Source organism: Shewanella sp. MEBiC00475 (assembly GCF_005234075.1).
Classification (GTDB): Bacteria; Pseudomonadota; Gammaproteobacteria; order Enterobacterales; family Shewanellaceae; genus Shewanella; species Shewanella polaris.
On sequence record NZ_CP039928.1, the window covers coordinates 3,077,060 to 3,101,466 of the forward strand.

General features: G+C 41.3%; 32 protein-coding genes, 1 tRNA gene, 2 rRNA genes and 1 pseudogene. 26 read left to right on the forward strand and 10 right to left on the reverse strand.

All coding sequences use genetic code 11. The features are described from left to right. The first annotated feature begins 323 nt into the window (after positions 1 to 323). From FCN25_RS13745 to FCN25_RS13770, 6 genes and pseudogenes are all read left to right on the forward strand, one after another. Positions 324 to 3,228: ribosomal RNA gene (locus tag FCN25_RS13745) — 23S ribosomal RNA — on the forward strand. Positions 3,229 to 3,375: 147 nt separating this feature from the next. After that, positions 3,376 to 3,491, forward strand: a 5S ribosomal RNA gene (gene rrf, locus FCN25_RS13750). 178 nt (positions 3,492 to 3,669) lie between these two features. Further along, positions 3,670 to 3,981 (forward strand): annotated as a pseudogene (locus tag FCN25_RS13755) (helix-turn-helix domain-containing protein); the annotation flags it as partial. A 71-nt stretch (positions 3,982 to 4,052) separates the two neighbouring features. Continuing rightward, positions 4,053 to 4,292 carry a transposase gene (locus FCN25_RS13760; protein ID WP_137225706.1) on the forward strand — a complete coding sequence of 80 codons (240 nt, stop codon included), beginning with the start codon at positions 4,053 to 4,055 and terminating at the stop codon, positions 4,290 to 4,292. After that, the gene (locus FCN25_RS13765; RefSeq protein WP_137225708.1) at positions 4,289 to 4,825 is read left to right on the forward strand and encodes an IS3 family transposase; all 537 of its coding nucleotides are present in this window, start codon (positions 4,289 to 4,291) and stop codon (positions 4,823 to 4,825) included. The genes FCN25_RS13760 and FCN25_RS13765 overlap by 4 nt, the downstream gene beginning before the upstream one ends. A 320-nt stretch (positions 4,826 to 5,145) precedes the next feature. Next, a tRNA-Trp gene (locus tag FCN25_RS13770) sits at positions 5,146 to 5,222 on the forward strand. Between the two features lie 93 nt (positions 5,223 to 5,315). Here FCN25_RS13770 and FCN25_RS13775 read toward each other — a convergent pair. The 8 genes from FCN25_RS13775 to FCN25_RS13805 are packed head-to-tail and all read right to left on the reverse strand — an operon-like array spanning position 5,316 to position 8,001. Then, on the reverse strand, positions 5,316 to 6,332 hold the full coding sequence (locus FCN25_RS13775) for a tyrosine-type recombinase/integrase (RefSeq protein ID WP_137225710.1): 1,017 nt from the start codon (positions 6,330 to 6,332) through the stop codon (positions 5,316 to 5,318). Next, positions 6,319 to 6,540 (reverse strand): DUF4224 domain-containing protein, encoded by a 222-nt coding sequence (locus tag FCN25_RS13780; RefSeq protein ID WP_240778376.1) that lies wholly within the window; start codon positions 6,538 to 6,540, stop codon positions 6,319 to 6,321. The genes FCN25_RS13775 and FCN25_RS13780 overlap by 14 nt, the downstream gene beginning before the upstream one ends. After that, on the reverse strand, positions 6,524 to 6,832 hold the full coding sequence (locus FCN25_RS13785) for a hypothetical protein (protein ID WP_137225714.1): 309 nt from the start codon (positions 6,830 to 6,832) through the stop codon (positions 6,524 to 6,526). The genes FCN25_RS13780 and FCN25_RS13785 overlap by 17 nt, the downstream gene beginning before the upstream one ends. Further along, positions 6,832 to 6,957, reverse strand: a complete 126-nt coding sequence (locus FCN25_RS21275) for a hypothetical protein (protein ID WP_276611784.1) — start codon at positions 6,955 to 6,957, stop codon at positions 6,832 to 6,834. The genes FCN25_RS13785 and FCN25_RS21275 overlap by 1 nt, the downstream gene beginning before the upstream one ends. Next, entirely contained in the window at positions 6,954 to 7,196 is a 243-nt protein-coding gene (locus FCN25_RS13790; protein WP_137225716.1) for a hypothetical protein, read from the reverse strand. The genes FCN25_RS21275 and FCN25_RS13790 overlap by 4 nt, the downstream gene beginning before the upstream one ends. Beyond that, positions 7,193 to 7,495 (reverse strand): hypothetical protein, encoded by a 303-nt coding sequence (locus tag FCN25_RS13795; protein WP_137225718.1) that lies wholly within the window; start codon positions 7,493 to 7,495, stop codon positions 7,193 to 7,195. Before FCN25_RS13795 ends, FCN25_RS13790 begins: the two co-directional genes overlap by 4 nt. Further along, positions 7,496 to 7,681, reverse strand: a complete 186-nt coding sequence (locus FCN25_RS13800) for a hypothetical protein (RefSeq protein WP_137225720.1) — start codon at positions 7,679 to 7,681, stop codon at positions 7,496 to 7,498. It abuts the gene before it with no gap. Next, positions 7,678 to 8,001 (reverse strand): hypothetical protein, encoded by a 324-nt coding sequence (locus tag FCN25_RS13805; RefSeq protein ID WP_137225722.1) that lies wholly within the window; start codon positions 7,999 to 8,001, stop codon positions 7,678 to 7,680. The genes FCN25_RS13800 and FCN25_RS13805 overlap by 4 nt, the downstream gene beginning before the upstream one ends. Positions 8,002 to 8,465: 464 nt before the next feature. Here FCN25_RS13805 and FCN25_RS13810 point away from each other — a divergent pair, with 464 nt between their 5' ends. Continuing rightward, positions 8,466 to 8,996, forward strand: a complete 531-nt coding sequence (locus FCN25_RS13810; protein WP_137225725.1) for a hypothetical protein — start codon at positions 8,466 to 8,468, stop codon at positions 8,994 to 8,996. A gap of 88 nt (positions 8,997 to 9,084) precedes the next feature. Here FCN25_RS13810 and FCN25_RS13815 read toward each other — a convergent pair whose 3' ends face one another. Beyond that, positions 9,085 to 9,771 (reverse strand): S24 family peptidase, encoded by a 687-nt coding sequence (locus FCN25_RS13815; RefSeq protein WP_137225727.1) that lies wholly within the window; start codon positions 9,769 to 9,771, stop codon positions 9,085 to 9,087. 104 nt (positions 9,772 to 9,875) lie between these two features. Between FCN25_RS13815 and FCN25_RS13820 the strand changes: the two genes are divergently transcribed. The 10 genes from FCN25_RS13820 to FCN25_RS13870 all read left to right on the forward strand — a co-directional run bounded on the left by FCN25_RS13820 (position 9,876) and on the right by FCN25_RS13870 (position 15,376). Continuing rightward, positions 9,876 to 10,061: a Cro/CI family transcriptional regulator gene (locus FCN25_RS13820; RefSeq protein ID WP_137225729.1), complete on the forward strand. Its 186-nt coding sequence runs from the start codon at positions 9,876 to 9,878 to the stop codon at positions 10,059 to 10,061. Positions 10,062 to 10,088: 27 nt separating this feature from the next. Next, positions 10,089 to 10,682, forward strand: a complete 594-nt coding sequence (locus FCN25_RS13825; RefSeq protein ID WP_011637117.1) for a toxin YdaT family protein — start codon at positions 10,089 to 10,091, stop codon at positions 10,680 to 10,682. A 1-nt stretch (position 10,683) separates the two neighbouring features. Further along, entirely contained in the window at positions 10,684 to 10,887 is a 204-nt protein-coding gene (locus FCN25_RS13830; protein WP_137225731.1) for a hypothetical protein, read from the forward strand. A gap of 83 nt (positions 10,888 to 10,970) precedes the next feature. Further along, positions 10,971 to 11,741, forward strand: a complete 771-nt coding sequence (locus FCN25_RS21180) for a hypothetical protein (RefSeq protein ID WP_254693645.1) — start codon at positions 10,971 to 10,973, stop codon at positions 11,739 to 11,741. Positions 11,742 to 11,899: 158 nt separating this feature from the next. After that, positions 11,900 to 12,610, forward strand: coding sequence for a helix-turn-helix domain-containing protein (locus tag FCN25_RS13845; RefSeq protein ID WP_137225733.1), 711 nt, complete (start codon positions 11,900 to 11,902; stop codon positions 12,608 to 12,610). Beyond that, the gene (locus FCN25_RS13850; protein ID WP_137225735.1) at positions 12,607 to 13,269 is read left to right on the forward strand and encodes a replication protein P; all 663 of its coding nucleotides are present in this window, start codon (positions 12,607 to 12,609) and stop codon (positions 13,267 to 13,269) included. The genes FCN25_RS13845 and FCN25_RS13850 overlap by 4 nt, the downstream gene beginning before the upstream one ends. Beyond that, positions 13,262 to 13,495: a hypothetical protein gene (locus FCN25_RS13855; protein ID WP_137225737.1), complete on the forward strand. Its 234-nt coding sequence runs from the start codon at positions 13,262 to 13,264 to the stop codon at positions 13,493 to 13,495. The genes FCN25_RS13850 and FCN25_RS13855 overlap by 8 nt, the downstream gene beginning before the upstream one ends. After that, positions 13,492 to 14,757 carry a tyrosine-type recombinase/integrase gene (locus tag FCN25_RS13860; RefSeq protein WP_137225739.1) on the forward strand — a complete coding sequence of 422 codons (1,266 nt, stop codon included), beginning with the start codon at positions 13,492 to 13,494 and terminating at the stop codon, positions 14,755 to 14,757. Before FCN25_RS13855 ends, FCN25_RS13860 begins: the two co-directional genes overlap by 4 nt. A gap of 27 nt (positions 14,758 to 14,784) precedes the next feature. Further along, the gene (locus tag FCN25_RS13865) at positions 14,785 to 15,030 is read left to right on the forward strand and encodes a helix-turn-helix transcriptional regulator (protein ID WP_254693646.1); all 246 of its coding nucleotides are present in this window, start codon (positions 14,785 to 14,787) and stop codon (positions 15,028 to 15,030) included. Further along, complete coding sequence (locus FCN25_RS13870; RefSeq protein WP_137225741.1) at positions 15,017 to 15,376, forward strand: hypothetical protein; 360 nt, start codon at positions 15,017 to 15,019, stop codon at positions 15,374 to 15,376. Before FCN25_RS13865 ends, FCN25_RS13870 begins: the two co-directional genes overlap by 14 nt. 87 nt (positions 15,377 to 15,463) lie before the next feature. Here FCN25_RS13870 and FCN25_RS13875 read toward each other — a convergent pair whose 3' ends face one another. After that, a complete protein-coding gene (locus FCN25_RS13875; protein WP_137225743.1) occupies positions 15,464 to 16,114 on the reverse strand; it encodes a hypothetical protein in 651 nt (216 codons plus the stop codon). Positions 16,115 to 17,261: 1,147 nt separating this feature from the next. On the opposite strand from FCN25_RS13875, the gene FCN25_RS13880 reads away from it, so the two are divergent. The 9 genes from FCN25_RS13880 to FCN25_RS13925 all read left to right on the forward strand — a co-directional run bounded on the left by FCN25_RS13880 (position 17,262) and on the right by FCN25_RS13925 (position 24,406). Then, complete coding sequence (locus FCN25_RS13880; RefSeq protein ID WP_137225745.1) at positions 17,262 to 17,675, forward strand: GNAT family N-acetyltransferase; 414 nt, start codon at positions 17,262 to 17,264, stop codon at positions 17,673 to 17,675. Positions 17,676 to 18,090: 415 nt separating this feature from the next. Further along, positions 18,091 to 18,327 carry a DUF3303 domain-containing protein gene (locus FCN25_RS13885; RefSeq protein ID WP_137225747.1) on the forward strand — a complete coding sequence of 79 codons (237 nt, stop codon included), beginning with the start codon at positions 18,091 to 18,093 and terminating at the stop codon, positions 18,325 to 18,327. 715 nt (positions 18,328 to 19,042) lie between these two features. After that, the gene (locus FCN25_RS13890; protein WP_137225749.1) at positions 19,043 to 19,369 is read left to right on the forward strand and encodes a hypothetical protein; all 327 of its coding nucleotides are present in this window, start codon (positions 19,043 to 19,045) and stop codon (positions 19,367 to 19,369) included. A gap of 106 nt (positions 19,370 to 19,475) precedes the next feature. Beyond that, positions 19,476 to 19,850 (forward strand): hypothetical protein, encoded by a 375-nt coding sequence (locus tag FCN25_RS13895; RefSeq protein ID WP_137225751.1) that lies wholly within the window; start codon positions 19,476 to 19,478, stop codon positions 19,848 to 19,850. An 80-nt stretch (positions 19,851 to 19,930) separates the two neighbouring features. Next, positions 19,931 to 20,281 carry a hypothetical protein gene (locus FCN25_RS13900; protein ID WP_208062846.1) on the forward strand — a complete coding sequence of 117 codons (351 nt, stop codon included), beginning with the start codon at positions 19,931 to 19,933 and terminating at the stop codon, positions 20,279 to 20,281. 118 nt (positions 20,282 to 20,399) lie between these two features. Then, positions 20,400 to 20,807 (forward strand): hypothetical protein, encoded by a 408-nt coding sequence (locus FCN25_RS13905; protein ID WP_123778857.1) that lies wholly within the window; start codon positions 20,400 to 20,402, stop codon positions 20,805 to 20,807. 367 nt (positions 20,808 to 21,174) lie between these two features. Then, positions 21,175 to 21,969, forward strand: a complete 795-nt coding sequence (locus FCN25_RS13915) for a hypothetical protein (RefSeq protein WP_137225753.1) — start codon at positions 21,175 to 21,177, stop codon at positions 21,967 to 21,969. A 251-nt stretch (positions 21,970 to 22,220) separates the two neighbouring features. Next, positions 22,221 to 22,727 (forward strand): hypothetical protein, encoded by a 507-nt coding sequence (locus tag FCN25_RS13920; protein ID WP_137225755.1) that lies wholly within the window; start codon positions 22,221 to 22,223, stop codon positions 22,725 to 22,727. A 401-nt stretch (positions 22,728 to 23,128) separates the two neighbouring features. Then, positions 23,129 to 24,406, forward strand: coding sequence for a hypothetical protein (locus FCN25_RS13925; RefSeq protein WP_137225757.1), 1,278 nt, complete (start codon positions 23,129 to 23,131; stop codon positions 24,404 to 24,406). Position 24,407 lies beyond the last annotated feature (1 nt).

A 24,407-nucleotide genomic window follows, 5' to 3' on the forward strand; every position in this document is an offset into this window, starting at 1 on the left:
TACTTGTTAACTTCTTCGGAAGTAGAGTGAAATGCGCCGCGAGCCGGTTAGCATTGTTCTTTAACAATTTGGAAAGCTGATAGTACTAACTAAAGGCGCATAGATGATAATTCGTTGTCGTTTGTGTGATTACGTTAGTGCGAAAAATAATACTGATGCGAAAGCATCAGTATCTTGAGTTCTCAAAACACTGTTTAAGTGTCTTGAATATTCTAAAAACTAAGGCGAGTCCACTTCCTACCCTGGAGGTGAGACAAGTAAAAACCAGCTAGTTGCGATATAACGCAGGTGGTTCACGCAAGTGAAACTCATTTGGGTTGTATGGTTAAGTGACTAAGCGTATACGGTGGATGCCTTGGCAGTCAGAGGCGATGAAGGACGTAATAACTTGCGAAAAGCGTTGGCGAGCTAGTAATAAGCATTTGAGCTAACGATATCCGAATGGGGAAACCCAGCAGCATAAGCTGTTATCACTACATGAATACATAGTGTAGTGAGGCAAACCCGGGGAACTGAAACATCTAAGTACCCGGAGGAAAAGAAATCAACCGAGATTCCCCTAGTAGCGGCGAGCGAACGGGGATTAGCCCTTAAGTCTATGGGGTGTTAGTGGAATGTGTTGGAAAGCACAGCGGCACAGGGTGATAGCCCCGTACATGAAAACTAACCATAGATGAAAACGAGTAAGGCGGGACACGTGACATCCTGTTTGAATATGGGGGGACCATCCTCCAAGGCTAAATACTCCTGACTGACCGATAGTGAACCAGTACCGTGAGGGAAAGGCGAAAAGAACCCCTGTGAGGGGAGTGAAATAGAACCTGAAACCGTGTACGTACAAGCAGTGGGAGCGGTTCTTGAGACCGTGACTGCGTACCTTTTGTATAATGGGTCAGCGACTTACGTTTTGTAGCGAGGTTAAGCGAATAGCGGAGCCGTAGGGAAACCGAGTGTTAACTGCGCGTTTAGTTGCAAGGCGTAGACCCGAAACCGAGTGATCTAGCCATGGGCAGGTTGAAGGTTGAGTAACATCAACTGGAGGACCGAACCGACTTATGTTGAAAAATGAGCGGATGACTTGTGGCTGGGGGTGAAAGGCCAATCAAACTCGGAGATATCTGGTTCTCCTCGAAAGCTATTTAGGTAGCGCCTCGAGCGAATACCATTGGGGGTAGAGCACTGTTAAGGCTAGGGGGTCATCCCGACTTACCAACCCTTTGCAAACTCCGAATACCAATGAGTACTACTCGGGAGACAGACAGCGGGTGCTAACGTCCGTTGTCAAAAGGGAAACAACCCAGACCGTCAGCTAAGGTCCCAAAGTGTATGTTAAGTGGGAAACGATGTGGGAAGGCTTAGACAGCTAGGATGTTGGCTTAGAAGCAGCCATCATTTAAAGAAAGCGTAATAGCTCACTAGTCGAGTCGGCCTGCGCGGAAGATTTAACGGGGCTAAACATACCACCGAAGCTACGGGTGCATTTCATTAGAAGTGCGCGGTAGAGGAGCGTTCTGTAAGCGGTTGAAGGTGAAGGGGTAACCCACACTGGACGTATCAGAAGTGCGAATGCTGACATGAGTAACGATAAAGGGAGTGAAAAACTCCCTCGCCGAAAGACCAAGGGTTCCTGTCCAACGTTAATCGGGGCAGGGTGAGTCGACCCCTAAGGTGAGGCCGAAAGGCGTAATCGATGGGAAACAGATTAATATTTCTGTACTTCTGCTAACTGCGATGGAGAGACGGAGAAGGCTAGGCTAGCGCGGCGTTGGTAGTCCGCGTTTAAGGTAGTAGGCTGTATTCTTAGGCAAATCCGGGAATACGTACTTAAATGTACAGGTTGAGAGCTGATGACGAGTCACTAAGGTGATGAAGTAGTTGATGCCATGCTTCCAGGAAAATCTTCTAAGCTTCAGGTTAGTAGAAATCGTACCCCAAACCGACACAGGTGGTCGGGTAGAGAATACCAAGGCGCTTGAGAGAACTCGGCTGAAGGAACTAGGCAAAATGGTACCGTAACTTCGGGAGAAGGTACGCTGCTGTCGGTGATGGGACTTGCTCCCTAAGCTGACGGCAGTCGCAGATACCAGGTGGCTGCAACTGTTTATCAAAAACACAGTACTGTGCAAAATCGCAAGATGACGTATACGGTATGACGCCTGCCCGGTGCCGGAAGGTTAATTGATTGGGTTATCTTCGGAGAAGCTCATGATCGAAGCCCCGGTAAACGGCGGCCGTAACTATAACGGTCCTAAGGTAGCGAAATTCCTTGTCGGGTAAGTTCCGACCTGCACGAATGGCGTAATGATGGCCACGCTGTCTCCAGCCGAGACTCAGTGAAGTTGAAATTGCGGTGAAGATGCCGTATACCCGCGGCTAGACGGAAAGACCCCGTGAACCTTTACTATAGCTTGGCACTGAACATTGAACCTACATGTGTAGGATAGGTGGGAGACTTTGAAACTTTGACGCTAGTCAGAGTGGAGTCAATCTTGAAATACCACCCTTGTAGTTTTGATGTTCTAACCGCGGCCCCTTATCGGGGTTCGGGACAGTGCCTGGTGGGTAGTTTGACTGGGGCGGTCTCCTCCCAAAGAGTAACGGAGGAGCACGAAGGTTGGCTAAGTACGGTCGGACATCGTACGGTTAGTGCAATGGCATAAGCCAGCTTAACTGCGAGACATACACGTCGAGCAGGTACGAAAGTAGGTCATAGTGATCCGGTGGTTCTGAATGGAAGGGCCATCGCTCAACGGATAAAAGGTACTCCGGGGATAACAGGCTGATACCGCCCAAGAGTTCATATCGACGGCGGTGTTTGGCACCTCGATGTCGGCTCATCACATCCTGGGGCTGAAGTCGGTCCCAAGGGTATGGCTGTTCGCCATTTAAAGTGGTACGCGAGCTGGGTTCAGAACGTCGTGAGACAGTTCGGTCCCTATCTGCCGTGGGCGTTGGATGATTGAAGGAAGCTGCTCCTAGTACGAGAGGACCGGAGTGGACGAACCGCTGGTGTTCGGGTTGTTATGCCAATAGCATTGCCCGGTAGCTACGTTCGGAATCGATAACCGCTGAAAGCATCTAAGCGGGAAGCGAGTCCTAAGATGAGTCATCCCTAGAGCTTTAAGCTCTCTAAAGGGCCGTAGGAGACTACTACGTTGATAGGCAAGGTGTGTAAGCGTTGTGAGGCGTTGAGCTAACTTGTACTAATGACCCGTGAGGCTTAACCATACAACCCAGATGGGTTTTACTGACCTTAGTGTTAGAATAGAGCGCTTAAATAGTGTGATATCTCAAGTAAGCTTTAATAAAGCATAATCAGCTTTTCGAATTATTATTTAATGCATAAAGAATAGTGCGTTAGATAAGCAAAATTTGTCTGGAAACCATAGAGCTGTGGCACCACCTGATCCCATTCCGAACTCAGAAGTGAAACACAGTATCGCCGATGGTAGTGTGGGGTCTCCCCATGTGAGAGTAGGTCATTTCCAGGCGCCTAATTGACTTGAAAGAGTCGTGAGACAGCCCGCTATTGCATAGCGGGCTTTTTTACGTCTGTCATTTGTTGATATTATGGCTTGGTTTATCTGAACATAATACCAATTCCACTAATTATACCATTTACATTAAATATGTGATCTAATTGGTCGTCATTTCCTTATTTCAGTATCGATGAATAATCTTAATCTTGCAGCATTAGTGAAATCTGAGAAAAGCGCACGTAAACGTATGCGTTATCTCGCCTTACTTCATTTTACTGAAGGTCATTCTCGTACTGCTATAGCCAACATGTTGAAGGTCAGTAGAACCAGTGTAAATGCTTGGGTTACTCATTATTTAACTCATGGCATTAGCGGCCTAGATGATAAACATAATCCAGGTAGACCCGCTCAATTATCGGCGAAACAACAGGTAAATCTGAAAGAATTTGTACAACGTCAAAGCTTGTCTGAGAGTGGCGGAAGATTGATGGCAAGAGATGTCTATTGTGGCTTAATGAAACTGTACACTGATATGAGGTAAACTTGCCTTAAGATAAAACGGTGTAAAAAGTAATGAAGACTCAACCAACTTACTCAACAGAATTTAAAATAGATACTGCTAACCTTGTGATTAAACAAGGCTACACAATCCGAGAAGCTTGTGATGCAACCGGCGTAGGCCCGACAGCGATTAGACGTTGGGTAACCCAGCTAAGACAAGAATTTGAAGGTATTACTCCATCAGCTAATACCATCACTCCCGAACAAAAACGAATTCAAGAGCTTGAAGCTCAAATTAAGAAAATTGAATGAGAGAAAGATATCTTAAAAAAGGCTACCGCTCTCTTAATGCAAGACAACATCAAACGATAGCATTAATTGAATCGTTATCGAGAGAGCAGAACATCGTCAAACAGCTTTGTCATTTGTTTGGAATACCGCGTAGTAGCTACCATTATCATCTCAAACATCGTGGACTAGTGAAGCCTGAACGAGAGAAATTGCGCCAGCAAGCAATTGCAATCCACCGTGATAGCCGAGGCTCAGCAGGCGCGAGAACGATAGCAGGCCAGCTCAATCAATTAGGTGAAAATGTTGGCCGCTATAAGGCTGCCAGTTTAATGAAAGATGCAGGACTTATCAGTAGCCAACCCAGAAAACATCGCTACAAGATAGCGAATGATGAGCCTACAATCGCGCCTAACTTGTTAAAGCGACAGTTTAACGTTGACATCATAAACCAGGTTTGGTGTGGTGATGTGACGTATATTTGGTCTGGAACTAAATGGCTTTATTTAGCCGTGGTAATGGATTTGTATGTGAGAAAAGTGGTGGGTTTGCTCTGACGGCCCGAATACTGATTTGACTTGTGCAGCATTAAGAATAGCATTTGAAAGTCAGTACGAAGCATTACGCTACTCTTGTTTTAGCTTGGGACTTAAAGTCATTAAAGAAGTGTACCTAAAGCAGCGTGTAGAAAATAAGACTCCACAACTAGTCATATCAAAATAGCAATTATTGAATGCCCAGAACAGGCTTGTAAAATTATAAGCGACAACTGAACGATTAATAACTACAAACTTGTTTGAAAAAACTGCAATTAGGCAGATAATGCAAAAAAGTGCTTTACCTTTAGGGGGGGGTTTAGCATAATGCACTCGTCAACAGGGGTGTAGTTCCAATTGGTAGAACAGCGGTCTCCAAAACCGATGGTTGCGAGTTCGAGTCTTGCCACCCCTGCCAAATAAAACAACGGCTTGCATAGAAATATGCGAGCCGTTTTCAATTCTGTAGAATATAACGTAGAAAAAGAAAGTATCATTTTTGCATTTATATTCACTTCGCTTTACTTCCAATAGTCGGTACTACACTCACTTTTCGGTCATATGTGTTCACTTGGGCCATTGTCTTGTGACCTGAATATTGCTGTTTTTCTGCTAGTGTCCCGTCAAAATCAGAGATCCCTTTTGCTTTAATATCATGAAAAGTAAATGTGCGTTCAATGCTTGGGTATTCTTGTTCCATTTTTAACATTGCACGCTTCCACGCGCTGCGTAACCCTTCCTGTGTGAGTTTTCCGCCCTTGTTCTTGTTGATGACATAGATGCTTGCAACACCTTTGTGTAGCAACTTAGATTCATTAATAACTTCTGCCAGTCTTTTCGACCACGCTTTGATTTGTTTTTTGCCTGTTTTACCTTGCTGAATATAAATACCGTCATCAGTGATTTGTGACCAGGTAAGCTGAACGACGTCACCTTGCCTTGCTGCACATAGATAGCTTATCTCGCAAGCAATCGCTAGACGAGTTTCAGCACATGCCAATAGGGCATTGTATTCGGTGTCGGTTATGTATCTATCACGAGCTTTAAGCTTAAACTTTTTAACGCCTTTCGCTGGGTTGCTGTTACATAGGCCGCGTTCATAACCCCAAGCAAACATTACGCTGGCTGCAGCGAGTTCATGGTTTGCTTGTGTCTTGCTGGTTTTTCCGCGTAAGTCGATGTATTGGCGAACGTGAAAAGGTTCGACTTGCTCGGGCTTCATTTCGCCGAACACTTTACTGAACAATTCAAGCTCTCGGGTTCGGTCGCGTTGAGTGCGAGGGGCAAGGTCGATAAAGTTTTGGCTGCCTAGGTAGTCAATCACTAAACGATTAACTGTGTACTCTAAGCAGGTTTCTGCCACTTCACGTTCGTATGCTTGCCATACTTCCGCCTTAGTGGCGGTTATTTTACAAAGCACCTTAGTTGAGTTACGTCGTTTGATAACGTAACTCACTGCAACACCAGATCGTGTATGAAGATAAACAGAAGGTGGCATCCATGCATCTTCTGGTTTACGCGTTCGCATTGGTTAATGCTCCAAAATTTGGTTGTGCGGATTTGATATTGGTTAACATGCTTCCATGTGGGTTATTTACAAATTCCCACGTTACAGAAGGCCTACCGTCATTTCTAACGAAGTGATTGATGCCTTGTGTTTTTAACCATTTAACTTGCGCAGCCGGTTGCGTTAGGCCACTAAGTTGTTCAAGTTCATCTTTAGTCAACAATGACATCACAAGATCCCCTTTTACGTATTAATGATAGAGCAAGTGTCGAAGCCCTGCATTCGCGCAGTTCTTGCATGTCGTATGCGCTCAGTGCACTGTTAGCCGCCTTTTGACGTAATGTCCTTGCTACTTTAGATGTTGCTTCTTTCCGGTTTCTTGCTATGCCGTTCTCCCGTAAATACTTTTTTACGTTGTATGGACTTAGGCCAAGCTTGGCAGCCACCTGATCACCGCTCATGTACTGGTTAATGTAATAATATTCAATTAGGTCTGATTCACTCTTTATTGCTGCACTCATTACTTACCTTCCTTAGCTAGTTTTTCTGCTAGTGTTTTCATGTAATGCTGGCATGAGCCGACCTGATCACGCGGAAGGGCATACCATTGTTTTAATGCTTCTTTGATAACGTCTGACTTTTTCATGCTGCATACCCCTGTAGTCGTAGTTTTGAATTGGCGGTGCTGGCAAATAGCTCAGCATCTGCTTGGGTAAAGTTACTGATTTCAATAGCGTTGAATGTTTTACACATGCCCCAACCGTTGTAGTTGTTTGGCTTGTAAGTTGCTTCAACTTGCTGTTGGTCATGTATAAGCGTGAAGAACGGCTGTGATAACGTGACAACCCCTTGTTTAGTACTGAACGTTTTGGTTACCTTATTCATGCCGCACCGCCTAATACAGCTTTTAAGTCTATTTTTGGGTAACTGTTAACTTGGTAACCCGCTACAGGGTGACCAGGTAATCGAATTTGGTGGTACTTGTAAGAATGAATAATCGTTCTACCAATCCCTTTTGCGAGATTAGTTAGGCCATTGCCCAATGCTTGCCAGTAAAGACAATCAAGTGCACCAAGTATCATGGCCACTTTGATTCGGTCGCCACTATGGAGATTAAATGGCAACCCCACTTTTTGGGCGCGATAGTGGCCTAAGATATGGTTAAACGCTGCTTTCGATTTCATTTATGCCACCTTGCTGTTTTCATTTTTCTTCCTAACATCGTATTCGATTGGCTGTTGTAACTGCTGCTTAGTGCGTTGCCAGCCTTTAATTAAGCGCTTAAGGCATGGTGCTTCGTGGGGCCAAGAGCGGATCATGTCTTTGCACTTGGCTATTTCACGGTCGCAGTATTCGTTTGCGGCACTCATACATTCGCCCTTAGTTGGAACACTTTGCCGCTTTGATGTAATGGGGTATTGCACCAGATGGTGATGCGGCCAGTGTGGTGGTTGTAACGCATGGCGAGGTTGTCACCGAGTTCACCGGCTTGGTTTTCAAATTGGCTGATGAACAGTTGACTTGGATTGCTGTGCATTAATTGGTGTTCAAGTTTTGCTACACGCAATGCAACACGTTCACAGTCCATTGGGTCTTGTTTGGTGGTGAGCAGGCAGGCAAAACGGATACTGACCAGATGAAAGTGTTCAGCACGTTGTTTGTCTGTTTTAGGGGTATTTGTCAGTATCATTTTGCCGTCCTCAGTTATTGGGTACAGCTAAGGTTAAGATAACTATACATATCAGTCAAGATAAAAAGTAAAGATTTCTATACTTTTGGGTTTTGCTAGTTTTTTGACTTAATGATGGTATAAATTAATGATTGAACTAAGGGGGAGGATGAGTGTGATTGAAACGTTAAGATCTTCAATTAGAGCTGGTGAGATAGTTACTATTATTTACCATGGTGGCAATGTAGTGCCCTACCAAACTCGTTTGTGGACAGAAACATGCTAGAAGGGTAACTCTAGCCAATGAAGTATAAATTAGGATATATGTGTTAAATATGTACGCTGTAACACACCTCAAAGGAAGACAAAAGTAGAGCTAAATAGCGCGATCACTAATATGTTTGTCCTACAGAGTTAACCCTTCATTTGTATTTACGGATGCTGTATTGTAATCGTTAATCAACTTGTAATTGCAGGATAGTAAAGTGACAAAAAAATCTGATGAACTTTCGAATGCACTTAAGCAGCTTACTGAAGTAGCTCTTTCAACTGCAACATCAAAACTTAAACTGATGGAATATTTTGAGAACATCATTATGGAATGTTATCCAGCTGAAGAATTGCAGACACAATGCCCACTATGTTCAGAGTACAATTCTATTAATAACTCTAACTTTTCCATTTATATAAAAAATACATGCAAAAGTTGTAAGGTAACGAATTACCATGTATACGGAGTAATTGTCTCAAAAAGATATAACTATTCATCAGATGACATGGAAGACTGGGGATTACATCTAAGGTATAAAAACAAAATAAATGATGATTCATATATACATATAATGAACGCGCATGGGAATATCGAACTTCGTTCAAAGGATCAGTTTATAATGACCTTTGCTAAAAGAGGGAAGAAATCTGGGGTGAGTATATATAATTTTAATATTAAAAAAAGTTATACAAAAAGTGTTAATAATATTCAATATATATATAAAGAATTATTTAATTTTAAATAACTTAATACTTAAGTGATTTTAACACAGAATGGGGCAGAAACGTTTTAAGGCATGCCCTTTCTTTTTGACAAAATAATGTTGGTTTATATTAAAGCAATACTGAATACCAAAATACTTTACCAATCACGGTGATTTGTTTTAGGTCATCACCTTCGTAGCGTTCGTCTGGCCATTCGTCTAGGTTAAAGCTGCGAAGCCGCAAGCCACCACCAGGGAGTTTGTATAAGGTTTTAATTCGTAACATGCCATCGTGGTTTATGGCGTACATTTTACCGTCGATCACGTCTGTTTGCGATGTGTCTACACCAACGGTTGAACCGTTGGGTAATACTGGTTCCATGCTATTGCCACTAACACGCACACATGCAGCATTGGTTGGATCAACACTTGATTTTCGCAATGTTGATTTTGCAAAGCGTAATTTAGGGCCATTGTAATGAGGTGCTTCAGCGATGCCATGTCCTGCAGCAAGTTCTACTTCCATATAAAACGGTATCTCTACTTCATCATCATTTAGCGGGGTGCTGCTATCCCATGTTTCCATAGGACCTGCCCATTCAGCATTGCTTGTCGGTTTTGATTCTTTACCAAAAAGAAGCCAATCTGTAGCGCATTGCAGGTGCTTTGCTAAATTGTAAAGGTTTTCACCTTTAGGCGAGGTAGCCGCAGACTCCCATTGTGAAATGGTTGCTTTTGTTACGCCTATCATCTTAGCAAGCTCTGGCTGCGTTAACCCTACGAGCTTTCTGCGTTCTTTAATTCGTTCATTCATCATAGTTTAGACATCTTAACTAATTATCAGTTAAGAATCTGTTCCTTTTTATTGACTTATTGGTATAGTTTTCTTAACCTTGTGTTTGATGAATATTTGGAGTTGTTATGAAAACAAAAGACGCAATTTTGTATTTTGGTTCTAAGAGTCAGTTGGCAAAAAACTTAGGGCTTACGAAAGGCGCCATTTCACAGTGGCCAGATGATGTTCCAGAACTTCGCGCTTATCAGATAGAGCGATTAACCGAAGGTGTTTTAAAAGCAGATATTCCACAGCTTGAGCAAGTAAGTTGATTTTAATAGTAAGCATGGAGAAAAAGCATGAAACAAAGATCACGTTTAGATTTATTGATGAAGGCCATTAATACATGGCTTGAATTACCTAAAGTCAGCCGTTCGGCGTTGGCCACTGCAGTAGTGCAAGCCGTTGATGACTTAAAGCTAGCGACGGTATTGGCTAAAGAGGGGATTGCGTTTACCTACTCTGATGATATTTACAACGATGCCCGAGTGAATGCGCAAAAGATTTTCCGTTGGCTTGGGCAGTACGCTGACCAAAATGCGGTACCTGAGCGCTTGTTTTATGTTGAGCAGGCAATATTGGCCGCTATGCCAGTTGAGTTGCGCATTGGGTATTTAAACGATGTTTACGGCATGGTCGGTGTGACCGTTGTTGTTGACCATGTGAGTGATGCTATGTCGTTAAGTGCAGATGACATGGCGGCAACGTTAACCAAAGAAAACTGCGATGCACAAGTTGCTGTTATTCGTTTAGGGATTAACCCAAGTCGTCATCAAGTTGAAACTGCTTACCGTGAACTACGTGAATCACGCGGGGTGACGTCAATGTCTTTGGATGTACTTGAGCGTAAGTTCCCTTATTTAACCAATAAATCACTTAAGTCGGCTGGTTAGCATGGCAGATAACGTTGATGAAGCTAATCAATTAGCTGAACTGCATTTAGCCAGTGAGTTGATCAAGGCGAAACCGTTTTTACCGCCATTAACTGGACGTTGTTTTTATTGCGAGTCACCGACGGCTGAACGCTTTTGCGATGCCGATTGTCGTGATGATTATGAACGCCTACAGCGCAGTGTGCAGATGCGTAAACGAGGTTGATATGTGGTCATTTATTTTAGTTTGGCTTGTGTTGGCAGTGATATTAACTATTGGGTTTTGTTTTATGTTTAAAGGGGCAGGTTATGACTCAGTTAAGTGATAACAGTTTGATTGAAAAGAAAGAGAAGTGGGTTATTGAAAAAACGGGCGAAAAATATCATTTCACCCGATGGTTGGGAGATCAGGTTCACGAAAGTTATGCACCAGTCTCACAAGAAGTTGCGGGTATCTATGCGGCGGCTATTGTCCAAGGTTTTCAACCACCACATTGTTTGTACTATCTCGATAAACTCACTTCGTGCAATCAAACAGGTTCCGAATTGAATAAAGATACTTCACCCGAGTTTACAGATTTTTTGCGGAAGCAGGAAGAAGCGGCCGATCCAAAGGTTGCATTGTTGGTTGCTCAGGCTGGTGTGTTGATGATGAAGGCAGCTGCCTTGAGTAAAAATGCTTCACCTATGTGTGAAATCGATTTTAGACGTAATAGATCGACTTTGTATGGGTTTAGTACCTTAGATAATTTTAGCCGTTCACAGGTTGGCCGAATGATTGATGTGTTAAAGCGTGAACCCGAATTGCTTGAGGTTAAGGCTGACCGTTTGGAGGCTATTGCAGCCAAGATTGTGAGTAAAGTGCTGTTAGGTGATTCAAATACGTTGTTGTTACCACAAGTCAGCGTGGATTGGTTTATGGGTTATTTGCTGATGCAAGAAAAGCGCGCAGAGCGTTCGATTGAAGTAACTAAAATAGACCCAGTTAATCAGGCAAAGCACATCAAGCGGCGAGATATTTATTACCAGTTACGAACTAACTTGGCGTGGGATATTTATGTTGAAAGCAGAAATGAATGATCAACTCTTTTGTATGTGTGTTTTGGAAATAAGAAACCCCGCTTAAGTTTGGCGACAGAACGGGGTTAATACCTAAAGAGAGGCAATATTATGTTACTCAAGCATTTGTGTTTCGTCAATTTAGCGTTTGCTAGATTGAGTGCGTGGGAGTGCCCCGCATGAGTATGGAATTAATGGTTAAGGCCATGAAGGCGAAGGTGGGTAATCCGCTGCGCAAGTTGGTGTTATTGAAATTGGCGGATAACGCGAACGACCAGGGCGAGTGTTGGCCTAGTTATAATTACATTGCTGAGCAGTGTGAAATGAGCCGTCGTAGCGTTATGGACCATGTTAAAAAACTCGAAAAGTCGGGCTTTTTACGTCGTGAATATCGCAAGGGTGTTAAGGGTAATTCGTCTAATGTTTTTCATCTGAAATTTGATGAAAAAAGTAGTTTAGGTGGTGAATCTCCTGCACCAGCTAGTGAATCTGCTGCACTACCCCTAGTGAATCTCCTGCACCCAGAACCAGTCACTTTAGAACCAGTCAATGAATCTTTAAAAGATTTAGTCACCACATCATCAAAATCAGCTTTAGATTTTTCTCTATGGCCTGACTTACCAAGCGAGCAAGTTTTTAAAGATTGGTTAGCCATTCGGAAGCAGAAAAAAGCCAAATTAACCCAAACAGCGGTTAATCGCCTGGCACCGCATTTGATTAAAGCGGTTGCTGCTGGTTGTTCTGTTGATGACGTTTTTGCGCTGTGTGCATCACGGTGCTGGATTGGGTTTGAGTTCGATTGGTTAGTTAACGCTGGCTTGATAGCTAAGCAGGTGGTTAAGGCCGATTGGGGTAACTCAGTTTTTGACCCAGAGGATCCATTGATATGAAGTCTATTCAAACAGTAATTAATTCAACTCAAGTGGGTATACCAAGCGGTGAACGTGGGACTAAACAACCGTCGGCTATGGATATGGCCATTGTTGATAGTGTATTTGCAAAGCTTCGGGTGTTGTTTCCAGTTGGAGCACCTAAGCCTGAAGATGAAGCCGTGCATAAGAGCGAATGGCTTAAGACGCTGGCACTACAAGAGGTTAGACAAACTGAGCAAGTGCAAATGGGATTGAATAGAGCAAGACGTGAGCAGGGTGATCGCCAGTTTTGGCCTACACCTCGTCAGTTTGCTATGTGGTGCAAGCCAACTGCTTGTGATTATGGATTGCCTGATTTGGACTCTGCTTATCGTGAAGCTAAAAAGTATTATCACAATTTTGAAGGGCATGATTGGAGCCATGACGTTGTTGGCTTAGCTACGCGTGAATGTGGCACTTGGTTGTTTGCTACTGGTCTTGAAAAAGATGTTTTAACCATGTTTACCCGTCAATACGAGATTATATGTCGTAAATATGCAAAAGGTGAGCTAATTGACGTTGAGTTACCCAAAGCATTGCCGACTAGAGCTACCCGTCGTATTGAACCTGCAGAGGGTAAAGCCTTTGTTGCAAATTTTAGACGTCAACTTGGTTTAAGGAGTGCTAACGATGAATAACTCTGTTTTTAATAAACCGTTAACCCAAAAAGAGCGCTTGTGTCGTGTTTTGAATGGTAATCGTTTTTTAACCCTGTACGAAATTCAGCAACAATGTTTTGAACGCTTTGGTGTTCATGATAGCGAAACCGCATTAAGTGCCCGTTGGCGCGAGTTGCCGAGTTCGGTTAAGCAAAAAAGACGCCGTGATAAGTGTGCAGCTTGGGAATACAGGTTGGTAGCATGATTGTGGCAAAGGCGGTATCTGGTGTTGAGATTGGCAAGCTAAACGATGCGGCATTACGTCGTTGGTTACGCGCTGGTGTTATGCGTGATTATCGTGATCCGCAGTTTCCTGAAATTCGTTTACGTGCAGCAGCTGGTCGAACGCGAGCGAGTGTTCATTTGGTATTGAATGAAAACGGTAAGACTGTTTGGCAAAAGGTTGGCACTTGGCCAAACATGTGCATTAAGACCTTGTGCGCTGATTTACCGGTGATGTTGGCTAAGCGTAATGTGGGCAGCATGGTAACGGGCCAGTTTGATTCGGTTGGCAGTTTGCTTGAGTGGTACCAGGAACATATTGCCAATAACACTACCTACAGTAAAAGTTGGCGAAGCAATATTAAGTCGATGATCAAGTGTCACCTGTTGCCTCGTTTGGCCGATGTTCGTTTGCACGATGTGAGTTTTATTGCGGTTGACGGCATTTTGGTTAAACCGATGTTGGTTGATGGGTTTGCGCCTAAGTACATTCGTGAAGTTGTGAATAAGCTTAAGGCGGTGTTTGCTGCGGCTTCAAAGCTTCGTTTGATTAACGTTAATCCATTAGCCGGTTACCGGGTGACGTATTCCATCAAAGTGAATGAAGCCATGGACACGCGCTTGTTTGAGTCGGATTTGGCCGAGTTATTTACTCGCTTAGGTGATGTGGTGATGCCTGTGAAGATGTTGTTTGTTTTGATGATGATGTTTGGCACTCGCATTAACGAAACTCGATTAGTTCGATGGGAACACTTTGCGGGTGATTATTGGGTTATTCCTGCCAGTAATGCCAAGAACAAAGAAGAGCATCGTATACCTATGACTGATTCTGCTAAGGCACTCATTCAGCATTATAAATGTTGGCAGCTTAAGCATGTTGGCAAACGCGCGTATTTGTTCCCTGGCACCAGTGGGGCTATTTCAATTCGTTGTGCTCATGATTGGCACACTCAAATCCGCTTTAAACATTTCACTAGTCATGATTTACGTCGATTATTCAGGACCATTGTTGCTGACTTAGGTGTCGATACCATGATTGGTGAACGTTTGTTGAATCATGCCTTGCCTGTGTTGCTGCGTAAGTACGTTAAATCGACCCTGGATAAGGGTATGAGTTTAGCGTTAGAGCAATATCATCAATATTTAATTTATCGTGGGTTTTCTTCTGTTGCGCCCGAGATATTGCCTAGATCGTCAGTGAAAAGTGAGAACGGTCAAACCCTTACTGCGAGTGGGTGGCTGTGATGATCGCTGCATCATTATTAGAAGAATATGCAATTAGAGGTTTTTGGGGGCGAAATGGCATTACGCGGGTTTGATTTTTTGAAAAAAGGCAGGAATATTCGCGGGCTAACCCAGACCGAAGTGGCCGAGATTTATGGGGTAAGTGAACGGACTTATCAGCGTTGGGAACGGGGTGATGTGAGAGTGCCATTTGATGATGTTTCGGCAATATGCACCCAAGTGTTTAACTTAGGGATTGATGAAATAAGGGCGGTGATTAATGGTGAAGGTTAACCTGCAACACCAACAAGTGACGTTGAACATGAAGGCATTACGTTATGGGTTAACTCGCTGGGGTAACTATTGGGCCCATCAAGAATATGGCCAAGGGTTCGCAAGTCGAAGTCAGTGCGACAAGTTAGGCGAGGTGATTGTTTACGGTAGTTCGGCAGTGGTTGAGATAACGCCCCCACGTGAGGTTAGGCAGTTCGACCAGATGATTGAACGGTTAGCCCCACAATGTATACGGGCTATTAGAGCGCACTACATCTGCAAAGGACAGTGGGCCTTGATGGGGTTCGATAGCAAGAAGTCTTATGTGTATTGGTTAAGAAGGGCAGAGATTGAAATAGTTGGGTAAGTAAGGAGTTATTCAATTAGTTTTTTGGAGTTGTTGCAGGGGTAATGATTAGAGTCGTTATTGGCAAGAATACGGTATTTACAGTAATTAGCCATGAATAATTGGCAAGCAATCTTCGAAATGATGATGCATTTTCCTGACTGGCTCCATTGCCTCCTCGTGTCCAGTCAAAATAGATAGCATTTGCATATTTATAGCAGCGACAGCATTGCAGTTTCGAAGTGAATCATAAATTACTTTAGGTTCATAACCCACACCATTGCCAACTAGCGAAGCAAGACCGCTATGAGTAAAACTGTTAAACGCTGAATTGTTAATGCTCCTAAAGTCATTCAACTGACTAAGAATATGCTGGGGAGCATCCGAACTTCCAAGTGCTTTAAGCATTTCTCCAATCAAGGGTGTTTCCAGCTTCTTTATCTCATTTGGCCCGATGTTTCCTGCTGTTGATAGTTTATTAATCCAAACCTCAGTATCAGCGTACATAAGCCAAAATCCGCGTATTAGGCTTTCGTACTGGGGCCGCATCAATGCAAAGCCCGATGCTGTAAAACCATCAGAGATTAACTTAAGAGAAGATAGCCCGTGTTCAAATGACAAAATGCCTGATTGAAAAGCAATTTGCCATTTAAGCTCTGGTATCGCTCCAAGATGTTGTAGTTGCTCAACGTGATCCGCCATAAAATCATACATTTCAAAGCAGCACGGCAATAGTGTCTCTAATTTTTTCTCGTACACAGCAGTTCCATTTTTGTCTCAAAGCCCAAATTGAGTGGGAGCGTCAGATGTCGGCAATCTAGATTTTCGCTAGTAGCTCTTTGCCGTATATCAGATTACATTTAACACTGTGAATTACAAGTGTTTTATCTAGTCTGAACTAATGGGTCCTTCTGGCTCGCTTCACTGCGGGGGAGGACAAGCGCAGTGCTTCACTACATATGAAAAATTTAGGGGGTTGTGTTGTTGTTTTATAGGCTTGATCTCTGCTATTCAATTTCACCTAAAAAATAAACCTATTAAGTGAATGAATTAATTGTGTTTTCCCCTACATTTGATGGTGCACAATTCCACTCAACTTTTGATCGTCTTAAACCACAACTTTTGATCGCCTAAATCTTTGTGCCTATAACTTTAATTTGATGCTACTTTTAATAGACTGGTTACATTGATGTAAATACTAGTTCACTAGTTAAGGATGACTATGAGTAACGCCACAGAATTGTATTGTATTGAATCCACCTCTAACACTTCGATCATCGAAGAGATCATTCAAAATGAGTTGAAAAGGGCCGACGGCTTACCCCAAGAGTTAGCGGTAAAAGTTTTTACCAAGGATAGCTGCATATGTTGGGATTACGATGATTCTATTTTCATATCTTTTGAGCAGCAAAAATTACTAGTCAAAATAGTGCATTCGGCATTTGACTCAGTAAAGCAGATAACTTACTAAAAATATTAAAAATACAGATTTATGCCTTGCTTACTCATTGCTACCCACGATGATTGGCTATAAAGAAAATATTGGCTACTTGATGTAGCCATTTTTATGGGTGTTTCACTGTGGCTTTTTGCAGCCTAAAGGACTATGTTGAGAAAAATAGGGCTGCTCTAATATATTGATATTATTTGGTTTATTTTTTTACATTTGATGTTGACACTTTTAACGTGCAATTTACGTTTTTTATTTGAGTGTAAGAGCCATTAAATTGCTTTACTTCAAAGACATAGAAAACGTAGGATGATATTAATCAATAACTTAAACGGGCGGCTTTATCGGTCGAGCCGTTCAATAAGCTGTTATGTTTTTTGGCGATAATCGACACATATTTACGATTAAATAAATTTGATAAGCTTAACTGATCGTAGTTTATCTATAAGGAGTATCATGAAACAGTTATCCAATATTTTGTATAGAGAGAGTAACGGTTTTTCTTATTCGTACTTCGAAAATCACACTGATGATTGTAATTGCATGTGGAGAAAAGTTCCTGAACCAGAAAATGTCTACACGATCGAGCGTATAGATATATTACCTGAATTTCGCGGGAAAGGATTCGCTCGAGAGTTGATCAAAGATGCTATCAAACGTATTGAAGCCGAATGTCCCAAAGCTTGCGTAGAGATCACCGCTGAGCCAGATGAAGATAGTGGGATAATTGTTGAGAATCTAGTTGGTTTCTATGAATCACTTGGATTTGAAAAACATCTAAGCTTAGGCTCTCGCGTTCATCTTCGCCTGTATCTGGATGATTCAGTGAAACCGCATACAGTCTACGATTATCCGTTCCACTTTAAATAAAAACATAACAAGGCATTTAAAACGGAACTAAAACAGTGGGCTAGGTTTCGCTTCGCTCCACATTATAACCCACTATTTTAGTCCGCTTAATGCGGCGTTGAACTAAGCAGCTGCTAAGAGCCAAATGCTGACTCAATCGAGTGTATTAACCTTATTGAATCAGTTAGACTTAAAAAAATGTGATGGAACACCACAATGACAAGGGAATTTCAATGAAACACATACAAATCAAGCCTCATAATCAATTCAAAACTGCTTTGCAGCTCAGAGCCAGCATCAAAAAAGCAAATTCCTATAGCATAACTTGTACCCATTAACCTGGACTCGGCAACGGCCAAGTTCAACAAGCGATTTGTGCCATGCAAACAGCGCAACGCACAAATACTAAAACGTTAGGTGCCACTAAGGAGATGCTTTGAAGAAGTACATGGTTGTTGAGAATTTCAAGCCTGGTTTAATGGAAGAGAATTACAAGGTGTATAACGCGAAGGGGCGTCAATTCCCGGATGGTTTGTACTATTTGAACTCGTGGGTAAACACAGAAAAAAACATCTGCTTTCAACTGATGGAATCAAATGATGAGTCTCTGTTTTATGTGTGGTTTAAAAAGTGGGAGCAGTTCGTCGATTTTGAGCTGTATCCTCTTGATTAAGCACATAACAAACAAAGGCAGCCGACGCGTACCGCGCAACTGCTTTGGGCGTTGAACTAAGCCGCTGGGCGGAGCCAAATGCTGACTCAATCGAGTGTATTAACCTCATTGAATCAGTTAGACTTAAAAAAGATGTGATGGAACACCATAATGACAAGGGATTTTCAATGAAATACGTACAAACCAAGCCATATTGCCAGTTCAAAATTGCTCTACAGCCCAGTGCTAGCTTCAAAAAAAGCAAATCCCTATAGCATAAAGCGTACCCATTAACCTGGACTCGGCATCGGCCAAGTCCAACAAGCGATTTATGCCTTGCAAATAGCGCAACGCATAAATACTAAAACGTTATGTATAAACCGAGACTTAGTGAGTGATCGAAATATTTTTACTTATGTATATTCCGTTGGGTACATATCTTCTAAATAAGTGGAGAATGTATTTGAGCACAACAGCTACTGGCCGGAGCGGTTCATATATCATTGTTTCAATTATTACGGGTGCAGCTCCATTGATATATGCGCGGTCAATAGCGCCAGACCATTCTGCTTTACTAGTGGTTTTGGCTGGTATAGCTTTATTTTGGTTTGCCATAGTTGGGGCGCGCAGTGTTTCCACATAACAAGTTAAATCATCGGAAAACCACTCACTGGCTGCGCCAAAGCGTTCGTGTTTTCCGCTGTTTAAAGCGTTATGTTGCTTCTGAGAACTATCGATGAGTACGGAAAAATATATAAATAAAATTCGAAACGACTGTATTGAAAGCCTCAGTGAAGAATATGCAAAGATGTTTGAAAGTTGCAATTTGGAGGACTTTTCTGACTCAGGAATGAAAGGATTGGCATCTTATTGGAAAAACTCCTCTGAGGTTGATAAGAAAGTTCTTAAAGAATTTATTCGTCTAGGAGCCCAAAATTCAACGGCATCAGTCCTCGCTTCTATTGATAACGAATTTGATGAATCTATTTTAAGCTCTGGCGATTTACTTGATGAATTTTGGAATCAAGAAGAAGATGCTGGCAACGTTAATAAATCAACATAACAAGCTGTTTAAAAAGGACAAAATACAGTTGGCTTTTGCTCCTTCGTCGCTTAATTTTAGCCAACTTTATTTTGCCCATTAACAGGGCGTTAGTGCTCAATACTATATGAAAAACATAATTGCAGTATTTATATCCACTCTATTCTTTGGCGTGCTCGCATTGGCTCATGTCCTTATTTCGCTGCACTATTGGAGTGAGGAAAAATCAGCCATTGATAGCTATTTGGCAAATATCGTACAGCTGCTTTTAATCGTGATAGCGGGCTACATCTGCGTTAAAATTTCTAACGTAAAAAAATGGTGGTTTGCCGGGTTTTTCGCCATCACCACATATATCCTCCTTACTGTGTATGTGATTTTTCTAGGCCCTGGTATAGATTTTTCCACTTGGGGCCTAGCAGCAATGAAAGTTCCAGCAGCTTTAGCCGTTTTTTCGTTATTAGGCGGAGGTATCTATCAATACTATTCAACAAAGCACTAACAAGCGCATGTTGCTCGCCGCTATCGCGGCCGGACTCCTTACGCTTCACTTCAGTCGCCGCAAATGCGGGCGTTATGTGTATGAATAAGTCTGAAGCATTATCGAAAATTAGAGCCGCACTAGCAGGGGATTCTCAAGTCATTACTCCTAAAGGTGAAACTTATGAAGACTTCGTTGAAAGGTTGTCTAAAGAGTTATTGGCAAATGTTATAACGCCTATCGTAGCAACTGTTGTATCTACATGCGTAAAGAACGGTGATATTGAGAAATATCAAAGCTCTAAGGTTTGGGCAATCGCAAAACATGAAAATAGCTGGTTGCTAACATTAGAAAACGAAAATGAGTTTGCTTTGGGGTTTGGTGATACTCCAAATAAAATTATGATGCATGGTTTCTCTTCACCAGATGTACTCGGAGAGTGGTGTACATAATACAGATAACAAGCTGCTCAAAACGGACTGCTAACAGTTGGCTGCGCTTCGTTCCTCGCACATTATAGCCAACTATTATCAGCCCATTAGCAGGGCGTTATAAAGCCAAAGGTAACGGATGAACCTCGAAGCACTTTACGAAGAATATATCCAAGCAAAATCGCTAATAGATAAGAATGAAAGCCATCACCTTGTCCGCAAACTTGTAGGCAAAATCGCTTCTAATTTTCCAAAAGACAATCCTCATTCGTTAGCGTGGTTCACTTCAGCTTTAGTTCATCCTGATAAAAAGTGGTTTGTAGTAAAGCTTTTGGAAAAAGTTAACCCCATACCTAAAGCTCTCTTTGATGATTTAGTGTTAGCCGCATTAACTGAGCATGATCCAAGTTTTAATAAATGGTTTATCGAACCATGCGTTAAGTCATTTGGTTGTGAACCTGTTAAATCAAAAATCATAGCTTTTGCATCACACCCTCAAGTAATTGAAAATGAAGGTGTAAATAAAGTAATGTATTGGGTTCGGTGATAGGTTTTATAACAAGCGCATTAAGCACGGGACTGCTAACAGTTTGCTCGGTTCCGCTTCGCTTCACATTTTAGCAAACTATTATCAGCCCCTTATGCGGGCGTTGAACTTAGACGCTGCGCGGAGCCAAATGCTGATTCAATCGAGTGTATTAACCTCATTGAATCAGTTAGACTTAAAAAAGATGTGATGGAACACCACTATGAAAAAGGAATTGGAATTGAACACATACAAATCAAGCCTCATAATCAATTCAAAATTGATTTTTAGCTCAGAGCCTGCATTAAAAAAAGCAAATTCCTATAGCGCAAAGCGTACCAATTAACCTGGACTCGGCTTCAGCCAAGTCCAACAAGCGGTTTGTGCCATGCAAACAGCGCAACGCACAAATACTAAAACATTAGGGTTTATAGTGAAGTCAGCAGATATTGACAAGATGCTCGAACTTATGGATGGTACTTTTACCGATTTCCAAAATTCGATGCCCAAAAAACCACAATTAGTTGAATTATCATTTGGGAAAACATTTAGGTTTGAAAACAAAACTATCTATGAAGCTATGATTCAAAAACTTGCACGGGTTCAAAGTACAGTCCGAGCAGCTCACTTATTATTACAAAATGGTTTTGTACAGGAGCAAGCTGCTCTGCAAAGAACAATTGATGAAACCAATGAAGATATAGGTTTTTTGGTTTATGCGGTAACTAATGATGAGATCACTGAGTTGCATCAGAGGTACTTAGATGCATTCTGGGAAGAAGAAGTTGACGAAACAGGAAACCTGTTAACATCCGAACAAAAAAGGCCAATGATTTCTCGAACAAAAATTCAGGCTTATATTGCTCGGGTTTCTGGCGCAGACCTAAATCAACATGAAAGGCTTGAAGTAACTAAAACCATAAGTAAAGCATACTCAGGCTATGTGCACGGTGCTTCTCCTCATATCATGGAAATGTATGGTGGAAATCCTCCAAAATTTCATACGCAGGGTTTATTGGGTACTCCCAAAATGATGGAGCATGCTGATGATCTGTGGAATTATGTTTATCGAAGTTTCATTTCTCACGTATTGGTAGCAAAAGCTTTAGGTGCGGAAAATCATGTTAAGTGTCTAATAAAGCACTTACACCAATTTGAAGTTAATGCTGGCATGATAGGGTGAAAACCTAGCAAGGGTTTTCGAAACGGCCAAATTATAGCTGGTTTTTTGTTCGCGCCTCGCTATTTTAGCTTCTGAATGAGGTGTTGTGGCTGGAGAATTTCTCTTGTTTAAAAAAGTCTGTTTATGGGTTCCAAATGCATTACCTAGTGCCTTGAGAGCGTCTAAGGTTGATTTCAGTGGGTCGTTTTTTTAATTGAATTTTTGGCTGTTAGAGTTATTTTAAAGCCTCGTTAGGCATACTGGGAGGTTGAGTGCGCGATATCTTTGGTTATCATAAGCAAGATTTTAATGAAATTAGGCGTTTGTGTTTGATCTGTCATGGGTTAGATCTAACAACTAGTAGTCTTTCATCAACGACATCTAGATTGATTATGTCTAAAAGTGTCGAAAATGCGTTACATAATTTAGTATCAAGTAACCTTTTAAGTCTCGTAATTGCTATAAGAGTTAACCTTTATCAAAGTGTAATTGACCAACCGAATCTAGAGCTACCTGATTCAGCATGGTTATATTATGATGCAAAATTAGTTGAGCAACCTGCGACATTAAAACAGGTCTGCGATAAAATAATCCATGCTGATTCCTTTTCAAAAACAGTGCCGCCTAGTGGATTAATTGATCCTGATTGTAAGATTGCAGTCCAATTCAAAGGCGTTGAGTTTAAAAAAGCTTGGACTTTAAATGTTGTCTTAGAGAGTTTTGTAGAGGATATTCTTTCCTTACTTGATAGTATTGAACAAAGTATGGCTAGCAAATAAGCAGGACTCAAAACAGTATGCTGTTTCGTTTCTCAACATTTTAACGTATTATTTTTGTTCTAATTTGATGGGCATTGAGCTAAGTTGCTGCTAGGAGCCAAATGAGTGCTCAATCATGTATATTATCCTCATTGAATCCGCTAGACCTAAAAAGAAGTGATGGAACACTAAAATGACAAGGGAATTTCAATGAAAAACTTACTTACTACTCTATATCAATTGACTCAAAGCTGCTCTGTAGCTCAGAGCAAGTTTCAAAGAAAAAATTTTTCATAGCGTAAAATGTACCAATTAACTAGGGCTGCATCGGCTAAGTTCAACAAGTCGTTTGTGCCATGCAAAAAGCGCAAATTACAAATGTTTAAACGTTATAAAATTATTGCAATTTCATAGGATATACATTGGATAATTTAGTACTTGTAGATGAAGTTTTTAGAACTTCTAGAGATCTTCCTAAAAATTATATATCAAGAAAGCATGTAGATGATTTGTTTATAGATTCATTAGCAAAGGAAACTCATGTTGTTATCCACGGAAGCTCTAAACAAGGGAAAACATCACTTCGAAAAAAGAACTTATTAGAGGATGATTACATATGTATTACTTGCAGTAATACTTGGGATATTTCAGATATCAATGAATCTATTTTGAAAAAAGCTGGTTATCAAATTGTTGTGTCTGAATCTAAAACAATTAAGGGTAAAAGTAAAGTTAGCCTATCAGTTGGTCTTGGAGGGAAAAAAATAGGTACAGACATATCTATGGAGTTAGCTAAGCAAATTAATAAGCAACATTTAGAATTAAATCTTAGCAATACCAATGACGTTATTTCAGCTCTTAAAGAAATAAAATTTACTAAATATATTGTACTCGAAGACTTTCATTATCTTAAAACTGAATCTCAAGTCGATTTCTCTATTTCTTTAAAGGCATATCACGAGGAAAGTCGGTTATGTTTTATTATTGTTGGTGTTTGGCTTGAAGATGATCGTTTAACAACATTTAATGGTGATTTAGCTGGAAGAATTGTCTCTATTAATGCGGATGAATGGTTAGACGAAAATATCGACGAATTGTTTTCTGTTAGTGAAGCTTTACTAAATATCTCTTTTCTTGAAGAATTCAAAGTTTCAGTCAAAGCTAATTGCAATGGTAGTATCTTCCTTGTGCAGCAACTTTGCATGAAGGTTTGTGAAGAACAAGGGATTACAAGAACTCAAGAAGAGCAAACTGAAGTCGCAAAAGACATAGATATTGAGAAAGAGATAAAGTCAGTTTTAGATATGCATACTGGCCGTTTTACTAAATTCTTGATGGATTTTAGCGCTGGGTTTCAAGCAACAGATCTTGATTTATATAAGTGGATTCTATTTGGGTTAATCATAATAGATGACAATCTATTAATTGAAGGGTTGCCAATCCAGGCCTTAAGAAGAACAATTGTAACTAAGCATCCTAAAAGGTCCGAAATATCTCTAAAAAGATTAACTGGGGCATTAAATAAATCTGTTACTCTGCAATTAGATAACAAGACCAAGCCAATAGTATTTGAATTTGATCCAAATAGAACAAGAATAAAAATTGTAGATAAATCCTTTTTGTTATGGAAAAAATTTCAACCGAAATCAGAATTATTAGAATATATAGACTTAGATGGCGTTTTTTCAACAAAGAATTAAG

Coding starts and splice junctions, on each gene's coding strand:
- FCN25_RS13805 (WP_137225722.1), bottom strand. CDS start 8,001: ATGATACTGACAAATACCCCTAAAACAGACAAACAACGTGCTGAACAC.
- FCN25_RS13780 (WP_240778376.1), bottom strand. CDS start 6,540: ATGTCATTGTTGACTAAAGATGAACTTGAACAACTTAGTGGCCTAACG.
- FCN25_RS21275 (WP_276611784.1), bottom strand. CDS start 6,957: ATGAAAAAGTCAGACGTTATCAAAGAAGCATTAAAACAATGGTATGCC.
- FCN25_RS13825 (WP_011637117.1), top strand. CDS start 10,089: ATGAAACAAAGATCACGTTTAGATTTATTGATGAAGGCCATTAATACA.
- FCN25_RS13895 (WP_137225751.1), top strand. CDS start 19,476: ATGAAAAACATAATTGCAGTATTTATATCCACTCTATTCTTTGGCGTG.
- FCN25_RS13860 (WP_137225739.1), top strand. CDS start 13,492: ATGATTGTGGCAAAGGCGGTATCTGGTGTTGAGATTGGCAAGCTAAAC.
- FCN25_RS13790 (WP_137225716.1), bottom strand. CDS start 7,196: ATGAATAAGGTAACCAAAACGTTCAGTACTAAACAAGGGGTTGTCACG.
- FCN25_RS13880 (WP_137225745.1), top strand. CDS start 17,262: ATGAAACAGTTATCCAATATTTTGTATAGAGAGAGTAACGGTTTTTCT.
- FCN25_RS13830 (WP_137225731.1), top strand. CDS start 10,684: ATGGCAGATAACGTTGATGAAGCTAATCAATTAGCTGAACTGCATTTA.
- FCN25_RS13760 (WP_137225706.1), top strand. CDS start 4,053: ATGAAGACTCAACCAACTTACTCAACAGAATTTAAAATAGATACTGCT.
- FCN25_RS21180 (WP_254693645.1), top strand. CDS start 10,971: ATGACTCAGTTAAGTGATAACAGTTTGATTGAAAAGAAAGAGAAGTGG.
- FCN25_RS13865 (WP_254693646.1), top strand. CDS start 14,785: ATGCAATTAGAGGTTTTTGGGGGCGAAATGGCATTACGCGGGTTTGAT.
- FCN25_RS13785 (WP_137225714.1), bottom strand. CDS start 6,832: ATGAGTGCAGCAATAAAGAGTGAATCAGACCTAATTGAATATTATTAC.
- FCN25_RS13795 (WP_137225718.1), bottom strand. CDS start 7,495: ATGAAATCGAAAGCAGCGTTTAACCATATCTTAGGCCACTATCGCGCC.
- FCN25_RS13765 (WP_137225708.1), top strand. CDS start 4,289: ATGAGAGAAAGATATCTTAAAAAAGGCTACCGCTCTCTTAATGCAAGA.
- FCN25_RS13775 (WP_137225710.1), bottom strand. CDS start 6,332: ATGCGAACGCGTAAACCAGAAGATGCATGGATGCCACCTTCTGTTTAT.
- FCN25_RS13815 (WP_137225727.1), bottom strand. CDS start 9,771: ATGATGAATGAACGAATTAAAGAACGCAGAAAGCTCGTAGGGTTAACG.
- FCN25_RS13870 (WP_137225741.1), top strand. CDS start 15,017: ATGGTGAAGGTTAACCTGCAACACCAACAAGTGACGTTGAACATGAAG.
- FCN25_RS13855 (WP_137225737.1), top strand. CDS start 13,262: ATGAATAACTCTGTTTTTAATAAACCGTTAACCCAAAAAGAGCGCTTG.
- FCN25_RS13900 (WP_208062846.1), top strand. CDS start 19,931: ATGAATAAGTCTGAAGCATTATCGAAAATTAGAGCCGCACTAGCAGGG.
- FCN25_RS13820 (WP_137225729.1), top strand. CDS start 9,876: ATGAAAACAAAAGACGCAATTTTGTATTTTGGTTCTAAGAGTCAGTTG.
- FCN25_RS13845 (WP_137225733.1), top strand. CDS start 11,900: ATGAGTATGGAATTAATGGTTAAGGCCATGAAGGCGAAGGTGGGTAAT.
- FCN25_RS13850 (WP_137225735.1), top strand. CDS start 12,607: ATGAAGTCTATTCAAACAGTAATTAATTCAACTCAAGTGGGTATACCA.
- FCN25_RS13905 (WP_123778857.1), top strand. CDS start 20,400: ATGAACCTCGAAGCACTTTACGAAGAATATATCCAAGCAAAATCGCTA.
- FCN25_RS13800 (WP_137225720.1), bottom strand. CDS start 7,681: ATGAGTGCCGCAAACGAATACTGCGACCGTGAAATAGCCAAGTGCAAA.
- FCN25_RS13915 (WP_137225753.1), top strand. CDS start 21,175: ATGCAAACAGCGCAACGCACAAATACTAAAACATTAGGGTTTATAGTG.
- FCN25_RS13890 (WP_137225749.1), top strand. CDS start 19,043: ATGAGTACGGAAAAATATATAAATAAAATTCGAAACGACTGTATTGAA.